The organism is Emcibacter sp., from assembly GCF_963675455.1.
Lineage (GTDB): Bacteria > Pseudomonadota > Alphaproteobacteria > Sphingomonadales > Emcibacteraceae > Emcibacter.
Map to the genome: position 1 here is coordinate 3,406,080 of NZ_OY776217.1, position 25,741 is coordinate 3,431,820.

Consider the following 25,741-nt stretch of genomic DNA (forward strand, 5'->3'; position numbering starts at 1 on the left):
CCTTACATTCGTCATATATTCACAGTATATTATTGTAATATTAGTTCTGAACTCATCCTTCCTAACAGGAGCACCTCATGCGCCTCATCATTCTTCTTCTCTCGCTCACCCTGGGTATCATGGCCGGCTTTTCCGCCCAGGCAGAACCGACCGAAATTTCCATTCATGTGCTGAGCAAGGACGCCAAGTTCATCGGCAGTTCAATGGGTGGCATGCGCATCACCCTGCGCGATGCCCACAGCGGTGAAATTCTGGCCACCGGCCTGACCACCGGCGGCACCGGCAACACAAAACTTCTGATGCATAAGGACGGCGGACGCCGGGCCGTGATAGTGGACAAAACAGCCGGCGGCTTTCATACGACCATCGACCTGGATGAGCCCCGGCTGATCGAAGTGGAAGCCAAAGGCCCCATGGCCCAGATGCAGAGCGCGCACCGGATTGTCTCCAGCCAGTGGGTGGTGCCCGGCAAACATATCACCGCCGGCAACGGCTGGATCCTGGAACTGCCCGGTTTTGTGGTGGATATTCTGTCCCCGCCGGCAGCCCTGAAAATGTCCAGTGATACCAAAGTGGTGAAAATCAGCGCCAATGTGGTGATGATGTGCGGTTGCCCTACAGAACCGGACGGCATCTGGGATAGCAGCAAATTTGAAATCAAGGCGATCATCACCCACAACGGCAAGAAAGACGGCACACTGGACATGGTCTATAGCGGCCCGAAAAGCCAGTATACAACCAGCCTTCCGATTGATAAGCCGGGACTCTATGAGGTGACCGTCTACGCCTATGATCCCAGCAACGGCAATACAGGCCTTGATAAAACCACCTTCCAGGTCCTCGGCAAATAAATGGAGAATATGAGATGAAATTTCTAAACGTTCTGTTTCTGGCTGTCAGCCTGCTGCTGTCGGCCCTGACCCTTACCGTCCATGCGGAGGATAAGCCGTCGATCCTGACTGTCATCACCAGCCCCGATACCCAGACCCAGGGCATGGCGTTTGTGCTCAGCCTCCAGTCGGTCAAACAAGGGGCCACAGTCCGGGTCCTGTTGTGCGGTCCGGCCGGTGACCTGGCCCTCAAAGGTGCCGCCGAAACCAGACTGAAACCCAAAGGCATGAGCCCGCAGATGCTGATGAACAACCTGATGAGCCAGGGAGTCGCTGTTGAGGTCTGCGCCCTCTATCTGCCCAACGCGGGCAAGACGCCGGTCGATCTGGTTGACGGGATCGGCGTGGCCAAACCGCCGGCCATCGCCGCCGCCATGCTGGCGCCCGATACCCGGCTGTTTACTTTTTGAAATCAGGCCGAGGTCACTCCCCGGCCGGTATCGAAACAGCATCCTTGAGCCGCCGGTAATTATCGGTGCGGAATTCGTCGATCAGTTCGTCCAGTTCCGCATCTTCCACCCCGAGGGACTTAAGTGAAATGGCGCCGAGCTGCAGGCTGGCCTCCAATGTTTCCGGCACGACCTGGACGCCAAGTTCGGCATAGTTTTCAGCTGTCGGTAAATCACGGGCGCGGGTAATCACCGGCAGACCCGGCCTCAGACGCCGGACCATCTGGATGGTTTTCTCTGCCGCCTTGGGGTCATCCAGCGTCACCACCACCAGTTTGATCTTGTAAACACCGATGGCCCTGAGCACTTCCTGCCGGCTGGCATCGCCAAAGTAGATTTTATTCCCGTTGCCCCGCCCCCGGGATACATGCTCCACATCCATATCCACGGCGAGCCATGGCTGATCAACAGCGGACAGGAGACGGCCAACGGTCTCCCCTACCCGTCCGTACCCGGCAATCATCACCTGCTTCTCGGCCTCCTGGGCGACTTCTTCGATCGTTGCCGCACCACGCCCGGCAACGGCTGTGGCCAACCTGTCCCCCAGCTTCATCATCAATGGTGTCAGGGCCATGGACAGGACGATGATGCTGAGAAGCGGCTCCAGCAGACCCGGCGGCAAGGCGCCGCTGCTGTCTGCCAGGGTAAAAAGAATGAACCCGAATTCCCCGGCCTGGGACAACAGGAAGGAGGAACGAAACGCTGCGGCCGTTTCCAGCCGGAACAACCGGGCCAGGACAAAAATCACCCCCACCTTCAGCAACAGAAGAGCTGCGGTACCGCCGATAATCAGCCCGAGGTCATCCATCACCGCCACCGGATTGATGGCCATGCCCACACTCATGAAGAAAAGCCCGAGCAACAGGCCCCGGAAGGGCTCCACATCGGCCTCCACCTGATGGCGAAATTCATTGTCCGCCAGTAGCATGCCGGCAATGAAAGCGCCCATGGCCATGGACAGTCCCGCCTTTTCCATGGCCCAGGCAATACCAAGCACCAACAAAAGGGCCGCGGCGGCAAAAACTTCCTGGATGCGGGTGCGCGCGATCAGCCTCAGGGCCGGTCCGATGGCAAACCGCCCGCCAACCAGGGTAGCCAGAAAGATCCCCGCGGCTTCCAGTATCGCAAGTTCCATGCCTGCCGTGGCCCCGAAGCCGCCCTTTGCCGCCAGGGGCACCAGGGCCAACAACGGCACCACGGCCAGGTCCTGGAACAACAGAACTGAAAAGCTTGCCCGTCCCCAATGGGCCGTCAGCTGGTTTCGGTCCGCCAAAATCTGCAATCCGAAGGCCGTCGACGACAAAGCCAGTCCAAAACCGACAATGACAGACACGGCAAATGACAAGGCAAGAGCATAGTGGATGATAAAGGAGAAAAGGATACCCGTCAGCATAAGCTGGGCCCCGCCCAGTCCAAATACCAAACGGCGCATCACCCAGAGGCGCTGCGGCTTGATCTCTATCCCGATCAGGAACAGGAGGAAAACCACACCAAGTTCCCCGATATGGTGGATATTTTCCGTATCCTTAACAAGAGCCAGCCCATTAGGCCCGATCATGGCCCCGGCGGCCAGATAGGCCAGGGTCGCGCCAAAGCCCAGACGGGTAAAAATCAGGACAGCCACCACCGCCGCGGCCAGAAGAATAAGTAACTCGATCATGTTTTAAAAACCATTGGCTGGAAAATTCGCCTTCATGCTAGCCAAATCCCCTGCTCTCTGCAAGAAAAGCCAGCAAGGCGGCAAATGAGACAAGTTTTTTCATGCTTTCCCCAAAAAAATCATGTGCGCTTGGTTGCATTTCGGCCTGGATTGGTCAGAGAAAATTGAGCCCCGAGAGAGAAAAATCAAACGACTCTGACCCCATTGATTGGCTGGTCCCTGGGCGGCGAGGAATTCCTGAATGGCCTGGAACTGCAGACCGGACGCAGGCTGCGGCCCGACAAAAGAGGGCGGGAAACTCTAAGGTGCGAGGCCGCCCTCAAGTAGCCGAAGGCGATAGGGCATTAAAGAAAGAGCGGTAGCTATAAAAGAGGGGGAGGCCGTGAGGCCAAAGTTAGATTTAGGGGGAGCTCAAGTAGCGAGGCTACGAGCGGTAGTTCCCCCTCAATCAAAAAAGAGAGGAACCGGTTAATTTCGGTTACTGTCACCGTAATTCGAATTGAGCCCCGAGAGAGTAAAATCAATCGACTCTGACCCCATTGATTAGCTCCAACAAGAGCTCCAACCATTATTTAAAAAATCCTGTCTTTGGATCGAAATCACATAATAATTTCCCATCAAGGATAATTTGTGGGGCAGTCACCACTTGTAAATATACTGGACGGTCATTTGTAACATAGTAGGTAGAAGTTATCTCTTCAATCCGCCCCCGACATAGTAGCACAATAAGTGTATTATCATTCCTCCAAAATACGTCAGCACCGACACTAGTTCCAAAAAAAACCTGTTTCAAATCATTGCTCTTTTTCTGAAGTTTTGTGCCAAGATAAACCGAAGACCTGACTGCATTCAGCCCAACATTTTCAGATGAGATCAAAGCTACGACTTCATCGTCTGGCGAATTTACAATATACTCCTCAAGAGGCTTTTCTTCACTACATGAAACTAGCATGGTAAAGAAAAGTAATACTGCCAAACTACAAAATAGCCATCTATATCTAAGAAATTCACGGTTTCCCATAGCAACCTGCATCGTAATAGTCTACCCCTCTCATGATGATCGGCATCTCGCCTTCAAGCGTCCCGTTTTCATATAGAGAATAGGCATCCGCGCCATTCTCTAAATCTCCTCGATCAATTCCATATGCCCGACCTGTCGCTGCATAATGAAAGTTACCTAGATCACGACCAGCTTTTGTCGGCTTATTAGTCTTTATTACGGTGTTATTACGGTGCTATTACGGTGACAGTAACCGAATTAACACCCCTCACGCCCCATCTTACCCGGGTTTTTTGAATCCCACTCATATAATCAATGGGGTCAGAGTCCTTTGATTTAACCCCTCTTCATCTTATCCCGCCAGGCTTTCGTTCCGGTCGCCGCCGCGCGGTTTCGTCTCAACCCACCGTCCCAGCGGATCATAGAGGAAAGACGCGGAGACCCGGGAAAAAAAGTTTCAAACACTTCAGGAAAGTTTCAAAAATTGGCTGGGGTGGCAGGATTCGAACCTGCGCATGGCGAGATCAAAACCCGCTGCCTTACCACTTGGCTACACCCCATCACGCGCGACTGGCGGGAAGTGAGGGGAACATATCAAAATAATCACAAGTTTCAATCCTGTTTTTCCCCTTCACCCATTTTTTTGTCATAATTCTGTCAGAGCAGTGTTATTAAAGATTTCGCAATAAGCTTGGGCTATAAGTCCGGTTAAACAAATAACGAATTAAGTCTAATACAGGGGTCTTGAATGGCTATTGTGGTTACCGGCGCCGCCGGATTTATCGGATTTCATGTCTCCCGCCTGCTTCTCGGGCGCGGTGAGGAAGTCATCGGCATTGATATCGTCAACGATTATTATTCTGTCGAGCTGAAAGAAGCCCGACTGGCGCTGCTCGAGGAAAATCCCAATTTTACGTTCCACAAGATCGACTTTTCCGATTTCAACGCCCTTAAAAGCGCCCTTGATCAGCATAAAATCAGCCATGTGGTGCATCTCGGCGCCCAGGCCGGGGTTCGTTACTCACTCACCAACCCGTTCGCCTATGCCCAATCGAACCTGATCGGCCACCTCAATGTGATGGAATATTGCCGCCACCTGGATAATTTCGAACATATGGTCTATGCCTCCTCTTCATCGGTCTATGGCGGCAACAAGAATATGCCGTTCTCGGTCGATGACCGGGTGGATAATCCGGTATCGCTTTATGCGGCGACCAAAAAGTCTGACGAGCTGATGAGCCAGAGTTACGCCCATCTGTTCCGGCTGCCGCAGACGGGCCTGCGCTTCTTCACCGTGTATGGCCCCTGGGGCCGTCCCGACATGGCCATGTGGATCTTTACCAAGAATATTCTGGCCGGCAAGCCGATCCCGGTATTCAACCACGGCGACATGCTGCGCGACTTCACCTTTATCGAGGATATCATCGACGGTGTGGTCCGCTGTATGGATAACCCGCCGAAAGACGACGGCACCATGCACACCATCGGCTCCAATGCCCCGCACCGGGTCTATAACATCGGCAACAACAATACCGAAAAGCTGACGGACATGATCGGCGTACTGGAGAAAGCCTTGGGCAAGAAGGCTGAAATGGAGCTTCTGCCCATGCAGCCGGGCGATGTGAAGGAAACCGCCGCCGATATTTCCGCCATCCAGAAGGACCTGGGGTTTGAACCCAAGACCAAGATCGAGGAAGGCATTCCGCAGTTCGTGCACTGGTACAAAAATTACCACAAAATCAACTAGACAGGATCACAAATGGAGTGGGGGAATTTCATCACCCGATCAATCTGGGCGCTTCTGCAGCCCAGCAATAGCCTGCTTCTGATACTGATCATCGGCCTGTTCCTCAGCTGGCGCCGCCGGATCAAATGCGGACTCAGGCTTGCCACATTCTCCCTTGTCTGCCTGATCCTGATCGGCATCAGCCCCGTTGGCCAGTGGCTGGCGGTGCCGCTGGAAAAGCGATTTGCCGACTACCGGGCCCTGCCGGAAGGCGAATTCGCCGGTATTATCGTCCTTGGCGGGGCGGAAATTACATACCTGAGCGGGGTTCATGACCAGGCCATTCTGAGCGGGCGGTCCGAACGGCTCATCGCCGGGGTCAAGCTGGCGCGGCTTTTTCCCGGCCTGCAGGTCATCCATACCGGCGGTCTTGGCAAGGAAGAGGGCTGGACCGAGAATAAGGTGGCCGGTAGTTTCTTCAGTGATGTGGGACTTGATCCGGCGCGCGTGCTATTTGACAACAAGGCCTATAACACCTGGACCAATGCCACCGAAAGCCTGCAGTTGATCAGGGACAAGGGGCTGGATGACAAGGGCACCTGGCTTCTTGTCACCAGCGCCAATCATATGCCGCGCTCGGTGGGCGCCTTCCGCAAGGCAGGGTTCAAAGTCCGCCCTTACCCGGTCGATTTCGGCACTGATCTCACCTACACATCGTTCCCGGACTTCGAAAGCGGCAAGAACCTCGGCGTTTTTGACGATACCGCCCATGAATGGCTCGGGCTTCTGGTTTATTATGCGACCGGACGATCCAGCAGCCTGTTCCCCGACACAGAAGACCTCAAATAAAAACCCCGGCAACCAGGCCGGGGTCTTCTGAAAATCTAACTTCACAAAATCAAAGCTGCCATTTGCGAAGGGTAGCGGGTTTTTTCATATCCTTCCACATGGCCTTGATATCGGCAATCAGGCCACCCGGCTCCAGAACTCGTTCAAAGAAGTCCGCTGTAAGACCGGCATATTCGTCATGGGACACTGCCCCGACGACAGCCACATACTCGCCTTCAGGAATGGCGTTCAGGTCAGGCACCAGCTTGATCTTGTAATATTTCTCGGCCTCTTCCGGATAGGCAGCCGCATCGGCAACATCCACCGTGAAACCCCGACGTTTCAGGCTGTTGATCAGGTCAACGGACTTGGTATTACGCAGATCAGGACAGTTTTCCTTGAAGGTCAGGCCAAGCACCAGGATTTTGCCGCTGCCTGTGAGCTGCGCGGCAATGCGCTCAGCCACGAAATCGGCCATACCGTCATTGATGGCGCGACCGGACAGGATAATACGCGGATCATGATTGATCTGTTTGGCCCGTTCGGCCAGATAGAAGGGATCAACCCCGATACAATGACCACCCACAAGGCCAGGTTTGAAATTCAGGAAGTTCCATTTGGTGCCGGCAGCTTCCAGAACGTCATAGACGCTGATGCCGAGCTTCTGGAAAATCATGGTGATTTCGTTGATAAAGGCGATATTGATATCACGCTGGGCATTTTCGATGACCTTGGCCGCCTCTGCCGCACGAATGCTGGCAGCCGGGAAAACCCCGCCGCTGGTTACCGCACCATAAAGTTCCGTCAGAACCTGGACTACCTCCGGTGTCTGGCCTGAAATCACCTTGGTGATTTTATCAACGGTATGTTCCTTGTCGCCCGGGTTGATGCGTTCCGGCGAATAACCGAGGTAGAAGTCCTCGCCGCATTTCAGGCCGGAGGTTTCCTCCAGCACCGGACCACACAGTTCCTCGGTCACACCAGGATAAACCGTGCTTTCAAAAACAACGATCGATCCTTTGGAAATCACCGGACCAAGCATCTCGCAGGCGGAACGCACCGGGCTCAGGTCAGGTTTATTATTGTCATCCACCGGCGTCGGCACGGTGACGATATAGACAGACGCGTCCCTGATAGCTGCCGGATCGGCGGTATAGCTGATCGTGCTTGCCTTGAGATTTTCCTCGCTGACTTCCTCTGTGCGGTCAAATCCGCCTTCCAGTTCCCTGATCCGTTTTTCGCTGATGTCAAAACCGACAGTCTGAAACTTTTTAGCCAGGGCGATGGCCAGCGGCAGTCCCACATAGCCTAGGCCGACAACCACAATCCGTGAATCTTTATTGTATGAGATATTTGTCATTGTGTTCTCTGTTTATTATCCTGTTAGAAACTTCCTCTGATCCTGTCCCAAGCTATAACGCCCAATTCTTAAAAAAATAATACTTCGCCTCTTAAAAAACATACTTCACATCTTTAAAAACACAGATCACAGGCGAAAATCAGCTTGTCAGTCAAGAATATGCCTCCAGTCCTGCTCCAGTCGATGTTTTTCACCAACAGACAGGATGTCATATAGTCCGGCTCCATGGTCGAACCGCTGTCCGCCATCCCGGCCCAGCGCCCTGAATTCCAGATCAAGATCGTGCCTCGAAGGTTTATACCAGAAAAGACCGAAGGGTACTTTCATATAAATCCCCTTGTCAAAGGATCCGCTGCCGAAGTCCTCCGTCGACATATCGGTAACGGTTGCAAACAGGCCAATCCGGATGCCATTGTCAAACCGACGGGATACATCAAGGGTCGCCCCCCAGTCACCGGCAAGATATCTTCCCGCACTGAGCACAGTGGAAAGATTAAATCTGCTGTTCTCCAGATACAGACTCATGTGTCCTGTCACAGTATCATAATCCCGGAATTCAAAAAGCTGGTCATAGTCGCGCTGTTTGACCCAGTTCAGTTCCCCGCCCAGGGCCCAGTGCGTGTCACGGGGTTTAAAAAGAACCTCTGCACCCAGGCCGCCGTACATGGACTCCAGAAGTCCGGCGCTCAGACGCGTATAGATTTCCGGGGCCGGATTTTCAATATAGTTGACCTGCACCCTTTTGAGGGTCGGCGTATCCGTATCGGCATATCGGCCGATATCACTGCGGACCGCCGGTACATTATCATCCGGCCTCGGTGAAATATCCTGCAGGTTACCAACAATCTTCTGCCGAACTTCTGCCGTGACATCGAGACCTTCAAAGAAATTATATCGGGCAAACAACACAGCATAGAGGTCAGCCTTGAACCTGTCACTGCCGGTGCCGCCAAAATGACTGGCGATTTCGGGCAGGATATCCCACTCAAACGGACCGGTGGACGTCCGGGCAATGACGCCCTCATCCTCCGTCATGCCACTGTCGAATTCATTTATATCGGCTGTTGCATAAATTTCCTCAGGGCTACCCTGATAACTGGCCGCTTTCTCGAACTCCTTTCGAAACAGGGAAAGTCTCGAAAGCTCAAGTCCCCTGTCGGTAGAGACAACATCAAATACCTCGACCTGGTCCGGCATTGTTGTCGTCAAAACCCGGGCCACCCGGCCTGCATTTTTCGGAAGTTCCGCATAGGGGCCTGCCTGCTTGTGAACCTCGGCCCGAAGTTCCCCGACCCGCACCGATAACGGTTCAAGATCGTTTTCTTTCAGTTTTAACAATGTTGCCTCGGCCAGGTTCCTGTTTTCGGCTGCGTTGCTTAAATTCCGGGAGGCTTTCTCCCGGAGAAAAACATCGCTCTTTTCAAAAAGCACAATGGCCGCCCGGCCGATTTCGTCTTTGCGACGAGCATGCAAATTCTGTGTCCCATTATCCTGATCCTGAAATCTCAGGGTGGCCTCCGGATATGCCAGAAGAACCGCTCCAAGTGCAGTCATGTTATCCGTCACCGATTTCTCATTCCTGACCAGATCGAAAACATATCCATCGGCCTCTACAGAAATGGCCTGAACCCGGAAGCCAAGCCCCCTCAGGCGCTCAAAGGTAATATCATTATCAAGCGTTTCTTCGGCAGCTATACCGGGGAGTGGCGTATCTGAACCGGTGGACCGGACATGAATTGGCACAGGATTCCTGCCTTTTGACCAGTCAGCAATTCTCAGGCGGTGCAGATTACCTTTAAGGACAAGGCGAAATGTGACCCGATCTCCATAGTCATATCCCACTGCCAGATCAACCCAGGGCACAGGGCTGTAGTTGAGACCAAAATTAAACGAAGAGCTGTCCTTCAGATGGGAGAGTTGTGGAACATTGTCCGTATCCAGACTGCTGTATTCCATTTTCAAACTCAGGCCGTCTATGGGTGTTTGATACTGCATACCGGCAAAAATGGACATGTCCTTTCCGGCAAAATAGCTACCGAAAGGAATTGCTCCGTCATCACTGCCTGTGTCCCGGTTGTCGAAGTTATCATCCAACACTTTGAAGATATTTCCGAACCCGCCCCGACTGGATAAAATGCCCCACCCGAACCCCAGGGTAAAATCAAAATCGTGATAGCGTTTGCTGGCAACAATATATTCGGCGCTGTATTTTCCTGCCCCCAGCATATCCTGAAATCCAATAGCCAGGGCAGGCCTAAAATCAGCTTCCTCGAACAACCTGATCTTCACATCCAGTGACCGGTCCAGTCCCTTGTCAGGAGAATGTTCATCAGCATAACTCAGAGTTGTTTCCAGCCACGGCGTCGCCTGCCATGTAGTGAACAGGCGTGTGGTTTTTTCGTCATAATGTACACCAACAGACAGGTCCCCGTCCGGCGCAAAGCGGGCATTGCGCATATCCAGCAGACCAATCCCGCCGAAATTACCCGCCGAAATGCCCTCAGCAAAGGCAGGCGACAGCAGACTGGAGAGAGCAGGCAATATGATGGCCATTTTCAGGATCATCATCAGCATGCCTCTTTCGGCGCGGCATGACGACAATGACCCCGGGAAACCTGTCATCAGTTGGTAAAGATGACGGCCAGGGATGCCGCAGAAACAGCAAGGCTTGAGACAATAGAACCGATTTCCTTGACCAGGGTCAGGGTGTCATACGGGCTCAGGTCTGTCGGCACCACAATCGCTGTTCCGGGAGGAATAGAAAGATTATTATCGCCCCCCCATGACGACAGATTGACCGGCCTTGCCACGCCGTTGGGATACACGATATAGACCCGGTCCTCATCGGCAGAGCGTGTAAAACTGCCCACCTCGTTGAGATATTCAGCGACCCCCTTGCCGGATACAAACTGGAGGGCGCCGGGATTTAGAACATCGCCGACAGCCACAATAAAGTTCGGCCGTTTCGGAATATAGAGTGCATCCCCCGCTTCAAGAACAATGTCTTTTGCCGGATCCAACAGCAGCTTGACCGGATCCGCTTCAATAACCACACGCCCAATAACCTCAGCTGAAGCCAGTTGGTCTGTCAGTTGCTGTGCTGCCATCAAGGAATCCGCATCGATATTTTTCTTGACCGAAGCTGAGACCATAGCCGACTGCAGGGACTGGGCCGTCTGACGAAGCTGCGCCTGCTGGAGTTCCTTCACACGTTTTCTGGTAAATATCGCACCGTAAGGATAGGCCTGATCAGTAAATCCGCCGGCCCTGACAATCAGATCCGAGAGTTTCTCACCTTTACGGATTGTATAGACACCTGGTTCACGGAATTCGCCGGAGAGTAAAACAGCCCCCGGTTCAAAGTTTGAAAAAAGCGAACTAACCCGGACACCACCGCCCGGATTAATCAGTATGTTGGAGATATCGTGACTGGTGGAGTCTACATAATCCCAATTCATGTAAAGTTGATTGACGGATTGCTCCATCGTATAGTTGGCAACTTCGATCCGTGTTTTATTGGCATCATTCGAAAGACCGCCACTTACCGAAAGCAGTGCCTCCAGCGTCGTCTCACGAACAATTGGATAAACACCTGGCTGGCGAACGGCACCGTCCACGGAAACAACATATTCCAGTATGAACGGCAGAAGATTCAGAGTTTCATTGAAGACGCTAGGACATAAAACTTCTTCATAATCCTTGTCCTCCTGCTCTCTTTTCTTCTGTAGCTCTGCTGCCACAGCTTCCTGCTGAAGTTCTCCCATTGTACGGCCTTTAGCCCCCATCAGAATATTGCTTTCAACATCTGAGCGCAGATCCCCGTCAACCAATTTCTCGCGGTCTCTAATTTTTTCCTCTTCAGTCCCTTTTCGAACAAAAACAGCCCGCACGGCGGTTGCAAACCTTTCGGATTGCGAATCAGCGATAATCCGGGCAAGATTATCCAGAGGCGCGCAATAATTCTGTCTTTGATACTGATCTTTAAGAGATTTTTTTCCGGTATATTCTCCGGTCAATATAACTTTTCGCACATCCCCGGAAATGAGATAACCAATATCTTTTCGGCCAAAAAAAACAACCCGGTCCCGATCTTTGAGCTCAATATCCTGCCCCCCCAACAAGACTTTACGGGGACTGAATTCAATGAGTTTGCGACTGCGCGTTGTTTCATCGACACGGTCTATAGCGCCAAAAAGCATGTAGGGGTCATCTTCGAGATTGTCGACACTGCCAAGCATTTTCCTCAGGCTTGAAGCCGACGCCAAAGACCGGACGCCAGGCGCTTTTACATGACCGAGTAGTTCAACCTTTCCAAGCTGGCTGTTTTCTCTCAGGGACGCGAGCAGGGCTTCTGAACCATGAATCCTGATGTCGCCGGTAACCTCTTCAAAGGTCTGGCGCCCATGCTTATCCATTGTAACATGGCTGAAACTATATCCACGGGGTCGGATTGTTCCACCGGCAAGTGCAATAGCCTTCTGAAAAGAGATGCCGTCTGCATTGTTCCGCAACTCATATATTCCGGGCCGCACGACATCTCCATCAACCGCGATGGTCGGCCCAATTACTGGCACAACAATTCGATCACCATCCATAAGCGGAATATCAATACCCTGCTGTCCCAGTAACAACCGGTACAGGTCAATGGTAAAAACCTCATGTCCCCGATAAACCTTTATATTCCGCAAAGAGCCGGTTTTTTTAACACCTCCGGACATTAGCAATACTTCGAGCCCCGATGACAGGCTTGTGGTTCTGATGACACCAGGCTCAAAAACCTCACCGGCAACAATTACAGAAATCATCCGGAAAGACGCAAGAGAGACATAGACATTTGTGCCAATCATTGTATCCGCAACAAGATCTTCGAGATTTTTACGGGTTTCTCCCAAAGTCCGTCCAACAACCGTCAACGGTTTAACGTCCGGCAGGATCACCCGGCCGTTACGATCAACCTTCACACTATAGGAACTGGATTTTGATCCCTGGAACGTCACGACCAATTCGTCGCCAACGCCCAGAATATAGTTGTCAGAAACCGAGCCGGTGATGACCTCCTGCTGACGGGGAATTTGCTCAAATAATGCATACCCGAACTGGAGCAGTTCTTCATTGGACAAGCGGGCCTGAAAGTCCTCTTCCAGTCTGGAGAGTTCTTCATACCTTGCCTTCTGAAGTTCTTCACGCTCATAGTTGATTTGCTGCTCGCGTCCATGATCCAGCGGTGAGGTTATAGTAGTTGGTTGGGAACTGTTTCCTGCCTTCTGTCTCAGGTTTTCCAGAAGCGATTCATCCAGGAACTGGGCCGTAGCAGACTGCGCAAAAAACAAACAAAAAAGACAGCACAAAAATCGCATTTTGTTCCCAGCCCACATCAACATTCTCATACTCTGTCCAACCCCGTGAATTCCATTCCTTGTCAGGTTCTGCCTAACCCTGATTTTGCTGCACTCTAGCATAGTTAATATGACTATCAAGTCCAGACCAGAAATACTGTATTATTTCGCAAATCCGCGGCACGTTTCCACCCAATAATTTTTTGCATCCATTGATATTACTTTCCCGGCGCGATCAGCAGCTTCCATACTTTCAAACAAAGCAAAACAGGTCGCACCACTGCCGGACATGCCTGCATAGCAACCACCTTCAAAGTCGTTAAGTCTCACGATCAGGGCAGCCACTTCTGGCACACGCAGAGAAGCCGGCGCCTGAAGATCATTGCGGCTGTCATGCAGAATACGCAGCAACTGTTTCATATCTGCGACTTCAGTCGGCAGGTTTCTTTTCGAAGAGAAGGAAAAACCAGCGTCTTTCAAGTCACCGAAAATCGTCGCGGTTTCAACAGGAACTCCCGGATTGACCAATAACAGATTAAGGGGAAAATCAACCTTCAACTCCGTAATTTTCTCACCTGTTCCCTCCATCCTCAGCGGCCGGCTTCGCAGGCAGGCAGGCACATCAGCCCCAAGCGACAGAGCCAGTTCTTCCAGCTCATTGCCGGTCAGCCTTTCCGGCCATAACCTTGTCAGGAGACGAAGGGCCGCCGCTGCATCCGCCGAGCCGCCGCCGATCCCGGAAGCCACCGGAAGATTCTTGGTCAGGACAAACCGGCCGGTGACGAGCTGTCCGGATTTTTCAGAAAATGCCTTTATGGCCCTGCAGACCAGGTTACTTTCATCCGCCTCAAGCCCCTTTGCATAAGGGCCTTCTATCTCGAATGTCAGGCTGTCCTGGGGATAATAGTCCAGAACATCGCCGCAATCGGCAAACACCACCAGACTGTCCAGCAGGTGATATCCATCTGGCCGTCTGCCGATCACCCTCAGATCAAGGTTGATTTTAGCCGGCGCCCGTTCCGTCAACAACGGGCTGTTATTTGGATGCATTGCCATGTTTGATTTTGTTTTTAATCTCGGTAATTTTATCGTCTTCAGGTTTCAGGGACAGGGCATGACGCCACTGAAACCTTGCTTCATTCCTGCGCCCAACCGCCCAGTAGGCATCGCCGAGATGATCATTGATCGCCCAGTCATCGGCCTGCAACATCACGGCTTTTTCAAGAACCTCTACGGCACGTGAATGCTCTCCCATCTTGAAAAGGGCCCAGCCCAGGCTGTCAATAATATAGCCGTCATGGGGTCGCAGTTCGGCCGCTTTCTCCAGCATGCCGCGCGCCTGGTCAACATTCAGGCCGCGATCAACCCAGCTGTAGGCGAGATAATTCAGCACCTGCGGCTGGTCGGGCCTCAGTTCCAGAGCTTTGAGCAAATCCATTTCCGCATCTTTCCATCTTTTTTCCCGCTCCAGTACAATTCCGCGGGTATAAAAAACAGTCCAGTGCTTCGCTTCCGGTTCAGGAATACTTTCAATAAGCCTGTCATAGGCCCCTGCGGCATCGGCAAACCTGTTGTTCATGCGATAGAGGTCGCCAAGAACGCCAAACAGCTGATGTTTGTCGGGAAATTCTTTAGCCAGACTGCGCAAAATGGAAACCGCTTTTTCCAGATCCCCGGTTTTGTCGTATATCCAGGCCTGTTGCATTCTGGCCTGATAATAGAGGATGTCTTTCTTTTTAATATTCTGCAGGACAGCCAGCGCCCCATCATAATATTCGTCAATTTCAAAAATCTGCCCAAGCAGGAAATCCGCCTCCGCGAAATCTTCCCTCATATATTTGCCATATCTGAGATAAAGGGTCGCCGGGGTCCGGATATTGTCCTGCATCAGGAAAGTTGATGCGGCAAAGAAAATTTCTGCAATTCCATCCTGATAGGACTTGACATGCCGGGCCGGCAAGTTGCCTTTCTCCAGCTGTTCCAGCCTCAGTTTCAGAGTTTCATTGTCGGGCGCTTTATCCAGATAATTAGTGAACAGCTCGCTGGCACTATCTTCGCGCCCCACACGCGCCAGCAACAACCCGTAAGCCTCAACCGTCCGCAAGGTGAGAGCATCAAGCGAACCCAATGAATCTACATAGAGTTCCTCGGCCCGGGCATCATTGCCCATATATTCATAAACCAGCCCGGCCTGGAATTTCTTGAAATTTTTGAAGGAGTCTTTCTGAAGAAGCTCTTCCAGCACCCTGGCTGCCTCTTCCTTATCCCCTTCCTTCGCAAACATCCATGCTTCAAACAGTGGTTTGAACAGGGCATAAACACCCGCGTCCCCGACCTGAACCAGGAACTTCCGCGCTTTGTCAAAGTGCCCTTTCTTTACCACCTCCAGAAACTGATACAGCCTGATCAGGCTGTCAGCCCGGTCAAGTTCAACCATATGCTCGGCGACCTGACCGGCACAGTCATACTGGCCATCTGCAATACAAAGGGAAAAGGTGCGCGCCAGAAGAGACAGATTATCCGGGTCCAGTTCTAGCGCCTGTTGATGATAAGTTGCCGCCGCGCCGATATCCATCGTCGCCCGGGCATGAAGACCGGCAAGATAAGCTCCGTACGGCTTTGGTGCCTCTTCTTCCTGTTCCACATTTGCCTGAGCAGTCATACTACAGACAAACAGGACTGCCGTCAGAAGTGCTATCCTGGCCCCGCGCCGAAAAAATATGGTCGCTCCGCCACCGATAGTCTTAATTCTGTCGAACAAACGCCTCTCCTGTAACTTGCTCGGGCCTACATGTTGGGATAGTTTGGCCCCCCGCCGCCTTCCGGTACAACCCAGTTGATATTCTGTGTCGGGTCCTTGATATCACAGGTCTTGCAGTGAACACAATTCTGGGAATTGATCTGCAGACGCGGATTGCTGCCGTCATCTTCTGTCAGATATTCATAAACACCTGCCGGACAAAAGCGGGCCTCGGGACCGTCATAGATAGTATAATTGACTTTCACCGGCACGTCTTCATCAATCAGCGTCAGGTGACATTTCTGGTCTTCCTCGTGGTTGGTGTTGGAGAGAAAAACCGAAGACAGCTTGTCAAAGGTCAGCACGCCATCCGGCTTGGGATAATTAATGGGCTCACAATCCGCCGCCGGTTTGAGGCACTTGTGATCCTCGTCATGGCCAAATGTCCAGGGGAAGAGGAAACCGAGCCCAAGGTTGTTGAGCCACATATCCAACCCACTGTAAAGCGTGCCCCAGAAGGCGCCGAACTTGTGAATGGATGGTTTAGCGTTACGCACCATGTGAAGGTCTTTATAGACCCAGCTTGATTTGAATTTTTCTGTGTAGGCAACAAGTTCATCGCTTTCCCTGCCGCCGGCAACGGCGTCGAAGGCCGCTTCAGCCGCAAGCATGCCGGTCTTCATGGCATTGTGAGAGCCCTTGATTCGCGGCACATTGACAAACCCTGCAGAACAGCCGATCAGAGCACCGCCCGGGAACGTCAGTTTGGGAATGGACTGGAACCCGCCTTCGTTGATGGCGCGGGCCCCGTAGGAAATACGACGTCCGCCTTCCAGCATCGGCGCAATCGCCGGATGGGTCTTGTAGCGCTGCATTTCCTCAAAGGGGGAAAGATAGGGGTTTTCATAATCCAGACCGACCACAAAACCGATCGCCACCTGGTTATCTTCCAGATGATAGATGAAACCACCGCCCACGGTTTTGCTGTCCAGCGGCCAGCCCTGGGTATGGATTACCGTGCCCTGCTTGTGGTGTTCCGGTTTGATCTCCCAAAGTTCCTTGATACCGATGCCGTAGGACTGGGGCTGCACGCCGTCGCGCAGATTGAATTTATGGATCAGCTGTTTGGCCAGCGACCCCCGCACACCTTCGGCGATCAGGGTATATTTGGCCCTGAGCTCCATGCCGGGCATATAGGTGTCCTTGTGATGACCATCGGCGGCCACGCCCATATCGCCGGTAATGACGCCTTTGACCGTACCGTCTTCGCCATAAAGGATTTCTGCGCCGGTAAAGCCGGGAAAAATCTCGATGCCCATATTTTCAGCCTGCTGGGCAAGCCAGCGACTGACATTGCCGAGGCTGACAATATATTTGCCCTTGTTGCTCATCAGCGGCGGCATCAGGAAATGGTGCATGGAGGTCTTGCTGCCCTCTTTCAGTATCCAGTGCTGGTTGTCGGTGACTTCGGTGAGAAGAGGAGCTCCCTGCTCTTTCCAGTCGGGGATCAGTTCATCAAGCGCGATGGGATCAATAACGGCGCCAGACAGGATATGCGCGCCAACCTCGGAGCCCTTCTCCAGCACACAGACGGACAGGTCCTGACCCTGTTCATTGCACAGCTGTTTGAAGCGGATCGCCGCACTCAGACCAGCTGGACCGCCGCCGACGATGACGACGTCATACTCCATAAATTCGCGTTCCATGATTTTTCTCCCTCTTCTCGAAGAGCCGTGACAGCTGCTCTTTTTTGAATCAAAATACCCTTGAAATCCAGTTTATGCCTCTATGTTACTCGCGGGTCAACGTTATATCACTTTCACACCGGCATTATGGCGCATTGCCGCACAACTTTCAAACGATCGTTTTAATTTATTTTCCAACATATTCTCGCCCCAGAATTCCGTCACTCTGACTTTTACCAAATGTTTTCAGAGCCCATATTGTGTTTTCTCCGCGCACATGGTTAAAATACAAACCACATTCTAATGTATTTTTAACGGATTTGAGTCACACTTCATTTTATGAGCCATATCAGCACAGAGTCGCACGATCAGTCTCCCCTCGCCCTGCTCCAGTGGTATCTGGACAGCGGGGTCGACGAATGTATTTCCGGGGAGGCCACCGACTGGTTTGCCATCAGTACCGAAGCAAAACCGGCGACCTCGAAAAGCGAAAGCCCCACCCCTGTTTCACAGGCTCGAAAAGCAGCTCCCTCACCGCTTCTCGCCACCGACCAGATTGCGTCCACAGCGAAAGAACTGGTCAGGGACTGCAAAAACCTTAATGACCTGCGCCAGATGATCGAGGAATTCGACGGCTGCGCCCTGAAAAAAACCGCTTCCAAAACCGTATTCTCCGATGGTATTCCCGGCAGCGACCTGATGCTGATCGGCGAAGCCCCGGGCGTCGAGGAAGACCGCCAGGGAAAACCCTTCGTCGGCGCCAGTGGCCAGCTTCTGGACAAAATGTTCGCCGCCATTGGCCGAAGCCGGCAGGAAAATCTTTATATTTCCAATACCCTGCCCTGGCGCCCGCCGGGCAACCGCAAACCTTCAGACCCGGAACTTATTATCTGCCGACCGTTCCTGATGAAACATATCGAACTGGCGGCCCCCAAAGTCCTTGTCCTGCTTGGAGGCACTGCTGCGGGCAGCCTGCTGGACAGCAATGCCGGCATCACCCGTCTCAGGGGCAAATGGCATGAGGTCGATGTTGCCGGTCGTAAAATTCCCGCCATGGCCACCTATCATCCCGCCTATCTGTTGCGCCAGCCGCAAGCCAAGGCCCAGGCCTGGAGCGACCTTCAGAAGATCCGGGACAAACTTAACGAACTGGACGGGTAATCGGCATGAAAGTTCAGGTACTGAGTATAATTGCCTCCCTGTTTGTTCTCGCCGCTGGTCCGGCGCTGGCCCAGGAAGCTGTGCCGACACCGCTCGCCGCACCGCTGCTGAGCCCGGTGGAACCCTCCGCTGTGGAAGAGAAAAAGATTGAAACTCTTGTTGATCTGGCACAGCTCAGCGATGCGGATGTTTCGCTGTATCAGGAAATTTTCGAGCTGCAACGGGACGGCAAATGGTCCAGCGCCGACCGGCTGATTAAAAAACTGAATAATAATATTCTGATGGGCCATGTGCTCTATGAACGTTTCATGCACCCGACGGCCTATACCTCCCAGTACAGGGAACTGTCCGCCTGGATGCTGAAATATCCGGATCATCCCGGCGCCAAAAGAATTTACGACCTGGCCGTCAAGAAAAACGGCGGAAGAAACAGCCGGCTGCACAAGCCTGTGCCCCTTCTGGCCGCCTCTTTTCCGGCGGACAAACCAGTCAAAGCTGTGCTGGTACAGCAGACATCCGCACCAGTACCGGAAGGTCTTGATCCTACCGCGCCCCAGCCAAATGCCAAGAGAAGCAAGGCGGAACGTGTCGAGATCGCCAACCTGAAAAAACGCATCCGGCGTTACCTGCGCCGCCAGAATGCGGAGCGGGCGGAAAAAAGGTTATGGGCCTTTGAACCCCTCAATCTGCTTACCCAGGAAGAATTTCACGACCTGCTGACCGACATTGCCCAAAGTTATTATTTCAAGAACCAGGACGAAAAGGCCTATGCCCTGGCCCTGATCGCCTCGGACAACCTACGCGAAAAAGCCTCTCAGTCAGACTGGGTCGCCGGCCTTGCCGCCTGGCGACTGGGAGACTGCCTGCGCGCCGCAGATCATTTTGAAAAGGTGGCCTTTTCACCGGTGGCCGGCGACTGGATGTCCTCGGCCGGAGCATACTGGGGCGCCCGGGCAAATACCGTCTGCCGGCAACCCGAGCGGGTCCGGCCATTGCTTGCCCATGCCGCCAGTTTTAACCGCACCTTTTACGGCCTGATCGCTGAATATCAACTGGGTCAGACGCCAGCCCTGAACTGGGATCAGCCTGAATTCAGCGGCGAGCTTTTCCAAAGCATCAGTTCGCTTGGCAACGTCAAACGCGCCATCGCTCTGGCCCAAGTCAAGAAAACCATGGCCGCCGACATGGAATTATCCGATGCCTGGCGGCGCACCTCCGGCGACAAGCACGCCGCCCTTCTGGGCCTGGCCAGCACACTTGGCCTTGCCGGGACCCAGCTTAAAATCGGCAAGATCGAGGAACAAAAACGGCTGGCAGCCCTCGATAGCACCCTTTACCCACTGCCCGATATGGAGCCGGAGGGCGGTTTTGTCCTCGACCGGGCGTTGCTGTTTGCCATTGTCCGCCAGGAAAGTGAATTCAACAGCTGGGCCAGAAGTTCGGTTGGCGCCCGCGGCATCATGCAGGTCATGCCGCGGACCGCAAGCTACATCGCCCGGGACCGTTCCCTCAGGTCCAGCAGCCGCATCAAGCTTGACGATCCGCGCTATAACATGGCGCTGGGACAGAAATATCTGGTCGACATGCTGGCGCCGGAATTTGCGAACGGTAACCTGTTCAAACTTTTGACCGCCTATAATGCCGGTCCGGGCAACCTGCGAAAATGGCTGAGAAAAACCAATTTCCAGGACGATCCCTTGCTATTCATCGAAAGCATTCCGGCACGGGAAACCCGTCACTATATCGAGCGGGTCCTCAGTAACTACTGGATCTATCGCATGCGGTTTGGTCAGGACGTTACCTCCCTGAAAGACATTGCATCCGGCGACTGGCCACTGTATCAACAGCAGGAAGACCACAAAGCCGAAAGACAAAGACATGCCCAACGTTGATGAATTCATCCCGCTGAATATTGCCGTCCTTACCGTTTCTGACAGCCGCACCCCGGAGACAGACACCTCGGGTCAGTTGCTGGTGGACCGGCTTACCGAAGCCGGTCACAAACTGGCCGACCGGGCCCTGTTGCCCGACGACTGGAACACACTGACAAACCAGTTTAAAAAATGGATCGATGACGACAATATTCAGGTGGTCATTTCCACCGGCGGTACGGGGCTGACCGGCCGGGACATCACGCCCGAGGTTCTCACGCCTTTGTTTGACAAGGAAATTCCGGGGTTTGGCGAATTGTTTCGCATGATCAGCTTCAAATTTATCGGCACCAGTACCCTGCAGTCCCGGGCGCTAGGCGGTATCGCCAACGGCACCTATCTGTTTGCCCTGCCCGGCTCCACCGGCGCCTGCAAGGACGGCTGGGACAATATCCTGGCGGAACAGCTGGATTCGCGCCACGGGCCCTGCAATTTCGTCGGCATCATGGGGCGGTTGAAAGAACAGTGACAAGGCCTTAGAGAGGACGTGGCAGTCCCGCCCTCTCGAAATCCGTAATATCATCGATATCTGTCAGTGTTCTGAGCCGGGCAATCCGGCATTCCGGGTGGATGTTTGCGAGTGTATCCTCCAGTGCATGCTCGGTCGACCAGCGCACCTTCTCAAAAGGACGCAGAATGCGTGGGCGACGTCGCATGCCAACGAGCCAGTAACCGCCGTCTTCCGCCGGCCCGAATGTCATGTCATGATTTTCAAGGGACCTGAACGCCGCGCTGATATCGGCCTTCGTTATGTCGGGGATATCCCCGCCAATGATGACCGCCGGACCGGACGGCAGACCGTCGAACGCCCGCTGCATCCGCTGTCCAAGATCTCCTCGCCCCTGCGCCTGATGTAACAAGTTATGCGGCCAGAAATTACCTGACAACGCAAATCTGTCGGGGGACACAAAAAGCGTCATCTCCCATCGGGGATCCCGCAGGCGCCGGATCAGTTTCTGCACCTGCCGCCGATAGAAAACCCAGGCCGGCACCCTGCCCAGATCCCGGGCAAGCCGTGTTTTCACCGTCCCGATCCGCGGCGCTTTGAGAAATATGACCAAATGTCGGCTGGAAACCATGAAACTTTCCCGAAAAAACAAATAATTGCTCGGGCTGGATCAGACCGACACCCGGTTGCGCCCCCCTTCCTTGGATTTATAGAGCGCCTTGTCCGCTTTTTCGATCAGTTTTTCCGCTGTTTCCGTGTCCTTACCCTGTTCCGCCACCCCAATACTGACAGTGGTGCTTATTTCTCCTTCCCGGGCAGGAATGGTCTTACCGGCAACATTTTTCAGGGTTCTTTCCATAATCTTTTTTGCTTCGGAAAGGTGAGTACCAGACAAAAGAACGGTAAACTCGTCACCGCCATAGCGATAAACCCTGTCACCTACCCGCAGGCTTTCCTTAATGGCCTCTGCAACGGTTTTTAGAACCCGGTCCCCAACCACATGACCGTGGTTATCGTTGACTGCCTTGAAGTTGTCCATGTCCACTAGGGCAATGCTGAAGGGTACCTGATTATTATCATACTCCTCAAGGCAATGAACAAGGTCCTCAACAAAGGCCGCCCGGTTCCCGGCACCCGTTAACTGGTCTATTAAAAACAACCGGCGCTGCTGTTCCTGATCATATCTCCGATAGGCGCTGCTGGCACAGTCCATATCCATGAAAGTTACTTTCTGGATGGCCATCATCGCATTCAATAAAAGTGTGGGGCTGTCGATATACTTACCGACAAGGAACTGTGTCAGATAGCCAAGCACCCGATGATAGGCCGAGGAAAAATCCGTCAGACTGACGCCGTGATGCCAATGCGTCTTGCCGATCCTTTCAGCCGCTTCAAAATACTTATGGTGATAGTTGCCGCTCAGGACAAAGTTGATCCAGTGTTTCTTCTGGGCAATCCTTGCGCGGAGCCTGACCTCTTCATCCCTGAGGATCAGCGACGTTCTTTCATTGCCCATGAGGTCCACATAAAATTTATCGAGCACCTCATCGATAACCGATGTCAGGAATGGATATATTTCCGCCAAAGTTTCCAGGGTATCCTCGTCAATGCCATACCCTGTAAGTTTGTCCCGGGTTTTATACGTACTCACCGAACTACCTCGCACTTTATCCACCTTGCCGCCTGGTTCATAATAAAGTATCAGGCGGACTTCCGCATCTATTCCCCCTTATATTCATATATTAAGAATATATAGCAATAACATTATCAAATACATAACACTTCTGTATCGGTCTCTTTTCGGCTCTTTCAAGTGCTGTTTTTATGGTAAATCTGCACAATCCGTTCCGGCGGCATGCCGAGGAAATAAAGGGTCAGGCACAGCATGTTTCTGGTCATTCGCCGGATATAGCCGGCCTTCCGGTATCGTACTGCCGAGGTGGTGATCGCCGCCGGGGAGATAGCTATTCTACGCCGCCCCAGACGCCTGACAAGATCAACATCCTCCATCAGCGGCATATCGGCAAAACCTCCGGCCTCCTCATAAAGCCGGCGTGAAATAAACAGTCCCTGATCCCCGTAGGGCAGAACCAGAAAACGACACCTCAAGCGGACGATATATTCCAGGCCCCTTGCCTGCCACCTGTCGTCATCCAGTTTCAGGGAAAAACACAGGGCTTTCTGCGGCTGATCCCGCCGGTGTCGCTCAAGAAGCTCCTGCCAGCCCTCGGGCAGGCAGCTGTCGGCATGAAGAAAAAACAGCCAGTTTCCCTTTGACTTTTGTGCGCCCAGTGCAAGCTGGCCGCCCCTGCCGGGAGAGCTGACATAAAGTTTTGCCCCGTAGTTTTTCGCCACCTCGCAAGTCCGGTCGGAAGAACCGCCATCAACCACAATGACTTCGTAACCGGCCAGTCCGCCCAGCAAAGGCAATAGAGATCCGAGATGTTTTTCCGCATTGAGAGTGGGGATAATGATGCTGATCATGATGAAGATCATGCCCGGCAAGACCTTAGCTGCCAAGAGAAAAGATCAAATAAATGTTCTCTTTTTGTTCTTTTTTGATTATGCTCGAAGCATGACTCGATCCTTTACAGAAAATGACATTATCCCCAAAGAGTTCCGGCGCGGGCGCGGTGCCCGGAGCCGGGAAAGCGGGCGTTTCGAGATACAGAAGCGCGAGAGGGTCGACGACGGCTGGGACAGTCTGGAGAATGGAACAGAGCCGGTCCGCACCTACCTGATGCCGGACAAGTCGAAAACCGTAATCAGCCAGAATGATTCCCCGGATATTCCTTTCAGGAGAGGACTTAATCCCTATCGGGGATGCGAGCACGGCTGTATTTATTGTTATGCCCGGCCAAGTCACACCTTTCTGGGATTTTCCGCCGGCCTGGATTTTGAAACCCGGCTGATGGTGAAATATGACGCCGCCAGGGTTCTGGAACAGGAATTCCGGCACAGGAACTATCGCCCCGAACTGATTGTCATGGGCAGCAATACGGACATATACCAGCCGGTGGAGAAAAAACTGCGGATCACCCGGCAGCTCCTGAAAACATTCGAAAAATTCAATCATCCGGTTGGCCTGATCACAAAATCCGCCCTCGTCAGCCGGGACATTGATATCCTGGCCCGGCTTGCCCGGAAAAAACTTGTCCGCGTCTATGTTTCAGTCACAACCCTGGACTATCGCCTCGCCCGGGCCATGGAGCCAAGGGCCAGCGCGCCGCAGAAACGCCTGGACGCCATACGCGATCTGTCGAAAGCCGGCATCCCGGTTGGTGTGATGGCGGCTCCGGTGATCCCCTCCCTCACCGACCATGAACTGGAAAACATTCTGGCAGAAGCCCACGCGGCCGGGGCCCGCAGCGCCGGTTACATAATGCTCAGGTTGCCTCTGGAGATTAAAAAGCTGTTCCGCGAATGGCTGGAAGAGGAAGCCCCGGACCGGGCCAAACGTATATTACATCTTTTGCAGGGGATGCATGGGGGCAAAGACTATTCACCCGACTACGGCAAACGCATGCGGGGCAGCGGCCCCTATGCGGACCTGATCGCGCAAAGGTTCAGGAAAAGCTGCTTCCGGCTTGGTCTCAATCAGAGATCTTCCGAAGACGACCTGAAGCTGGATCTGTTCCATGTTCCCCTGGATGACGGCAACCAGATGTCTCTTTTTTGAACCAAAGACCGGAACAGCTCTTCTTGACACAGGCAGCGATCATCCCTTAAGCCTTTCAGAAGTACAAGGGGTGATCATATGTCCGGCAACCGCCAAACAGAAATTTTCAAAACAAAAGCGTCCCGACCGGACTTCAGCCTGGAACAGGCTGTTGACGGTGTCGTCTGCGGTGTGGACGAGGTCGGGCGCGGTCCCCTGGCCGGCCCGGTTGTGGCCGCTGCTGTCATCCTTGATCCGGACAATATTCCAGATGGTCTTAATGATTCAAAGAAACTCAGCGCTAAAAAACGTGAACAGCTTTATGAGCAAATCACCGCAAGTAGTTGTTTTGCCTTCGGAGAAGCCAGCGTCGAGGAAATAGATCAGCTGAATATCCTGCGCGCCAGCCTTCTGGCCATGCAACGGGCGGTCAACGCACTCCCCAAAAAACCGGACCACGCCCTGGTCGACGGCAACCAGATGCCGGACCTGATTTGCCCCGCGTCGTGCGTCATAAAGGGCGATGCAAGATCACTTTCCATCGCCGCGGCCTCTATTATTGCAAAAGTGAAGAGAGATTTTTTCATGAAAAATCTTGCAGAAATTCACCCGGAATACGGTTGGGAGCGTAACGCAGGATATGGTACCCGCCAACATATGGAAGCACTAGAGCTTGTAGGAGCGTGTCCTTTTCATCGCAAATCGTTCGCGCCAATTCGTGACCTAATGACTCAAGAGTCTTAGGTAACTTACTGATTCAGCTAAAAAAAATACTTGACGCGATTCGCCTTTTGACTCAGACTGCGGATCATGAGCAAGAAAACAAACATAAAAAATACATCCAAAGCAATCCGCAAGAGCGCAGCCGG

Annotated in this window: 20 protein-coding genes and 1 tRNA gene; 9 read left to right on the top strand and 12 right to left on the bottom strand. The window is 53.0% G+C overall.

All coding sequences use genetic code 11. The features are described from left to right. The first annotated feature begins 77 nt into the window (after nucleotides 1-77). The gene (locus ACORNT_RS15965; RefSeq protein WP_321393100.1) at nucleotides 78-851 is read left to right on the top strand and encodes a hypothetical protein; all 774 of its coding nucleotides are present in this window, start codon (nucleotides 78-80) and stop codon (nucleotides 849-851) included. A 14-nt stretch (nucleotides 852-865) separates the two neighbouring features. Further along, on the top strand, nucleotides 866-1,300 hold the full coding sequence (locus ACORNT_RS15970; protein ID WP_321393102.1) for a hypothetical protein: 435 nt from the start codon (nucleotides 866-868) through the stop codon (nucleotides 1,298-1,300). Nucleotides 1,301-1,313: 13 nt separating this feature from the next. On the opposite strand, the gene ACORNT_RS15975 is transcribed toward ACORNT_RS15970, so the two are convergent. The 3 genes from ACORNT_RS15975 to ACORNT_RS15985 all read right to left on the bottom strand — a co-directional run bounded on the left by ACORNT_RS15975 (nucleotide 1,314) and on the right by ACORNT_RS15985 (nucleotide 4,559). Further along, complete coding sequence (locus ACORNT_RS15975) at nucleotides 1,314-2,999, bottom strand: monovalent cation:proton antiporter-2 (CPA2) family protein (RefSeq protein WP_321393105.1); 1,686 nt, start codon at nucleotides 2,997-2,999, stop codon at nucleotides 1,314-1,316. A 568-nt stretch (nucleotides 3,000-3,567) separates the two neighbouring features. Next, nucleotides 3,568-4,032, bottom strand: a complete 465-nt coding sequence (locus tag ACORNT_RS15980; RefSeq protein WP_321393108.1) for a hypothetical protein — start codon at nucleotides 4,030-4,032, stop codon at nucleotides 3,568-3,570. Nucleotides 4,033-4,484: 452 nt separating this feature from the next. Beyond that, nucleotides 4,485-4,559, bottom strand: a tRNA-Gln gene (locus ACORNT_RS15985). Nucleotides 4,560-4,747: 188 nt separating this feature from the next. On the opposite strand from ACORNT_RS15985, the gene ACORNT_RS15990 reads away from it, so the two are divergent. Continuing rightward, nucleotides 4,748-5,746, top strand: a complete 999-nt coding sequence (locus ACORNT_RS15990; protein ID WP_321393110.1) for a GDP-mannose 4,6-dehydratase — start codon at nucleotides 4,748-4,750, stop codon at nucleotides 5,744-5,746. A 12-nt stretch (nucleotides 5,747-5,758) separates the two neighbouring features. After that, entirely contained in the window at nucleotides 5,759-6,574 is an 816-nt protein-coding gene (locus tag ACORNT_RS15995; protein ID WP_321393112.1) for a YdcF family protein, read from the top strand. Nucleotides 6,575-6,623: 49 nt separating this feature from the next. On the opposite strand, the gene ACORNT_RS16000 is transcribed toward ACORNT_RS15995, so the two are convergent. From ACORNT_RS16000 to ACORNT_RS16025, 6 genes are all read right to left on the bottom strand, one after another. Then, on the bottom strand, nucleotides 6,624-7,913 hold the full coding sequence (locus tag ACORNT_RS16000) for a nucleotide sugar dehydrogenase (RefSeq protein WP_321393114.1): 1,290 nt from the start codon (nucleotides 7,911-7,913) through the stop codon (nucleotides 6,624-6,626). A 147-nt stretch (nucleotides 7,914-8,060) separates the two neighbouring features. Beyond that, nucleotides 8,061-10,481, bottom strand: a complete 2,421-nt coding sequence (locus ACORNT_RS16005) for a YjbH domain-containing protein (protein WP_321393118.1) — start codon at nucleotides 10,479-10,481, stop codon at nucleotides 8,061-8,063. Between the two features lie 53 nt (nucleotides 10,482-10,534). Continuing rightward, nucleotides 10,535-13,243 (bottom strand): SLBB domain-containing protein, encoded by a 2,709-nt coding sequence (locus ACORNT_RS16010; RefSeq protein ID WP_321393122.1) that lies wholly within the window; start codon nucleotides 13,241-13,243, stop codon nucleotides 10,535-10,537. 168 nt (nucleotides 13,244-13,411) lie between these two features. Then, a complete protein-coding gene (locus ACORNT_RS16015) occupies nucleotides 13,412-14,305 on the bottom strand; it encodes a 4-(cytidine 5'-diphospho)-2-C-methyl-D-erythritol kinase (RefSeq protein ID WP_321393125.1) in 894 nt (297 codons plus the stop codon). Continuing rightward, on the bottom strand, nucleotides 14,286-16,010 hold the full coding sequence (locus ACORNT_RS16020) for a tetratricopeptide repeat protein (protein WP_321393128.1): 1,725 nt from the start codon (nucleotides 16,008-16,010) through the stop codon (nucleotides 14,286-14,288). Before ACORNT_RS16020 ends, ACORNT_RS16015 begins: the two co-directional genes overlap by 20 nt. 26 nt (nucleotides 16,011-16,036) lie before the next feature. Then, nucleotides 16,037-17,695 carry an electron transfer flavoprotein-ubiquinone oxidoreductase gene (locus ACORNT_RS16025; protein WP_321393131.1) on the bottom strand — a complete coding sequence of 553 codons (1,659 nt, stop codon included), beginning with the start codon at nucleotides 17,693-17,695 and terminating at the stop codon, nucleotides 16,037-16,039. Nucleotides 17,696-18,013: 318 nt separating this feature from the next. On the opposite strand from ACORNT_RS16025, the gene ACORNT_RS16030 reads away from it, so the two are divergent. From ACORNT_RS16030 to moaB, 3 genes are read left to right on the top strand one after another with little or no spacing between them, the layout of a single operon-like run. Continuing rightward, nucleotides 18,014-18,835: a uracil-DNA glycosylase gene (locus ACORNT_RS16030; RefSeq protein WP_321393135.1), complete on the top strand. Its 822-nt coding sequence runs from the start codon at nucleotides 18,014-18,016 to the stop codon at nucleotides 18,833-18,835. 5 nt (nucleotides 18,836-18,840) lie between these two features. Next, nucleotides 18,841-20,727 carry a lytic transglycosylase domain-containing protein gene (locus tag ACORNT_RS16035; protein ID WP_321393137.1) on the top strand — a complete coding sequence of 629 codons (1,887 nt, stop codon included), beginning with the start codon at nucleotides 18,841-18,843 and terminating at the stop codon, nucleotides 20,725-20,727. After that, nucleotides 20,714-21,235: a molybdenum cofactor biosynthesis protein B gene (moaB, locus tag ACORNT_RS16040; protein ID WP_321393140.1), complete on the top strand. Its 522-nt coding sequence runs from the start codon at nucleotides 20,714-20,716 to the stop codon at nucleotides 21,233-21,235. Before ACORNT_RS16035 ends, moaB begins: the two co-directional genes overlap by 14 nt. A 7-nt stretch (nucleotides 21,236-21,242) precedes the next feature. Here the strand turns inward: moaB and ACORNT_RS16045 are convergent, their stop codons facing one another. The 3 genes from ACORNT_RS16045 to ACORNT_RS16055 form a co-directional block, all read right to left on the bottom strand. Continuing rightward, a complete protein-coding gene (locus tag ACORNT_RS16045) occupies nucleotides 21,243-21,845 on the bottom strand; it encodes a TIGR04282 family arsenosugar biosynthesis glycosyltransferase (protein WP_321393145.1) in 603 nt (200 codons plus the stop codon). A 39-nt stretch (nucleotides 21,846-21,884) separates the two neighbouring features. Beyond that, nucleotides 21,885-22,865 (bottom strand): diguanylate cyclase, encoded by a 981-nt coding sequence (locus ACORNT_RS16050; RefSeq protein ID WP_321393148.1) that lies wholly within the window; start codon nucleotides 22,863-22,865, stop codon nucleotides 21,885-21,887. A 158-nt stretch (nucleotides 22,866-23,023) separates the two neighbouring features. Continuing rightward, on the bottom strand, nucleotides 23,024-23,698 hold the full coding sequence (locus ACORNT_RS16055) for a TIGR04283 family arsenosugar biosynthesis glycosyltransferase (protein ID WP_321393151.1): 675 nt from the start codon (nucleotides 23,696-23,698) through the stop codon (nucleotides 23,024-23,026). A gap of 91 nt (nucleotides 23,699-23,789) precedes the next feature. Here ACORNT_RS16055 and ACORNT_RS16060 point away from each other — a divergent pair, with 91 nt between their 5' ends. After that, nucleotides 23,790-24,893, top strand: coding sequence for a PA0069 family radical SAM protein (locus ACORNT_RS16060; RefSeq protein ID WP_321393156.1), 1,104 nt, complete (start codon nucleotides 23,790-23,792; stop codon nucleotides 24,891-24,893). Between the two features lie 78 nt (nucleotides 24,894-24,971). After that, nucleotides 24,972-25,616 carry a ribonuclease HII gene (locus ACORNT_RS16065; RefSeq protein WP_321393164.1) on the top strand — a complete coding sequence of 215 codons (645 nt, stop codon included), beginning with the start codon at nucleotides 24,972-24,974 and terminating at the stop codon, nucleotides 25,614-25,616. Nucleotides 25,617-25,741: the final 125 nt, after the last annotated feature.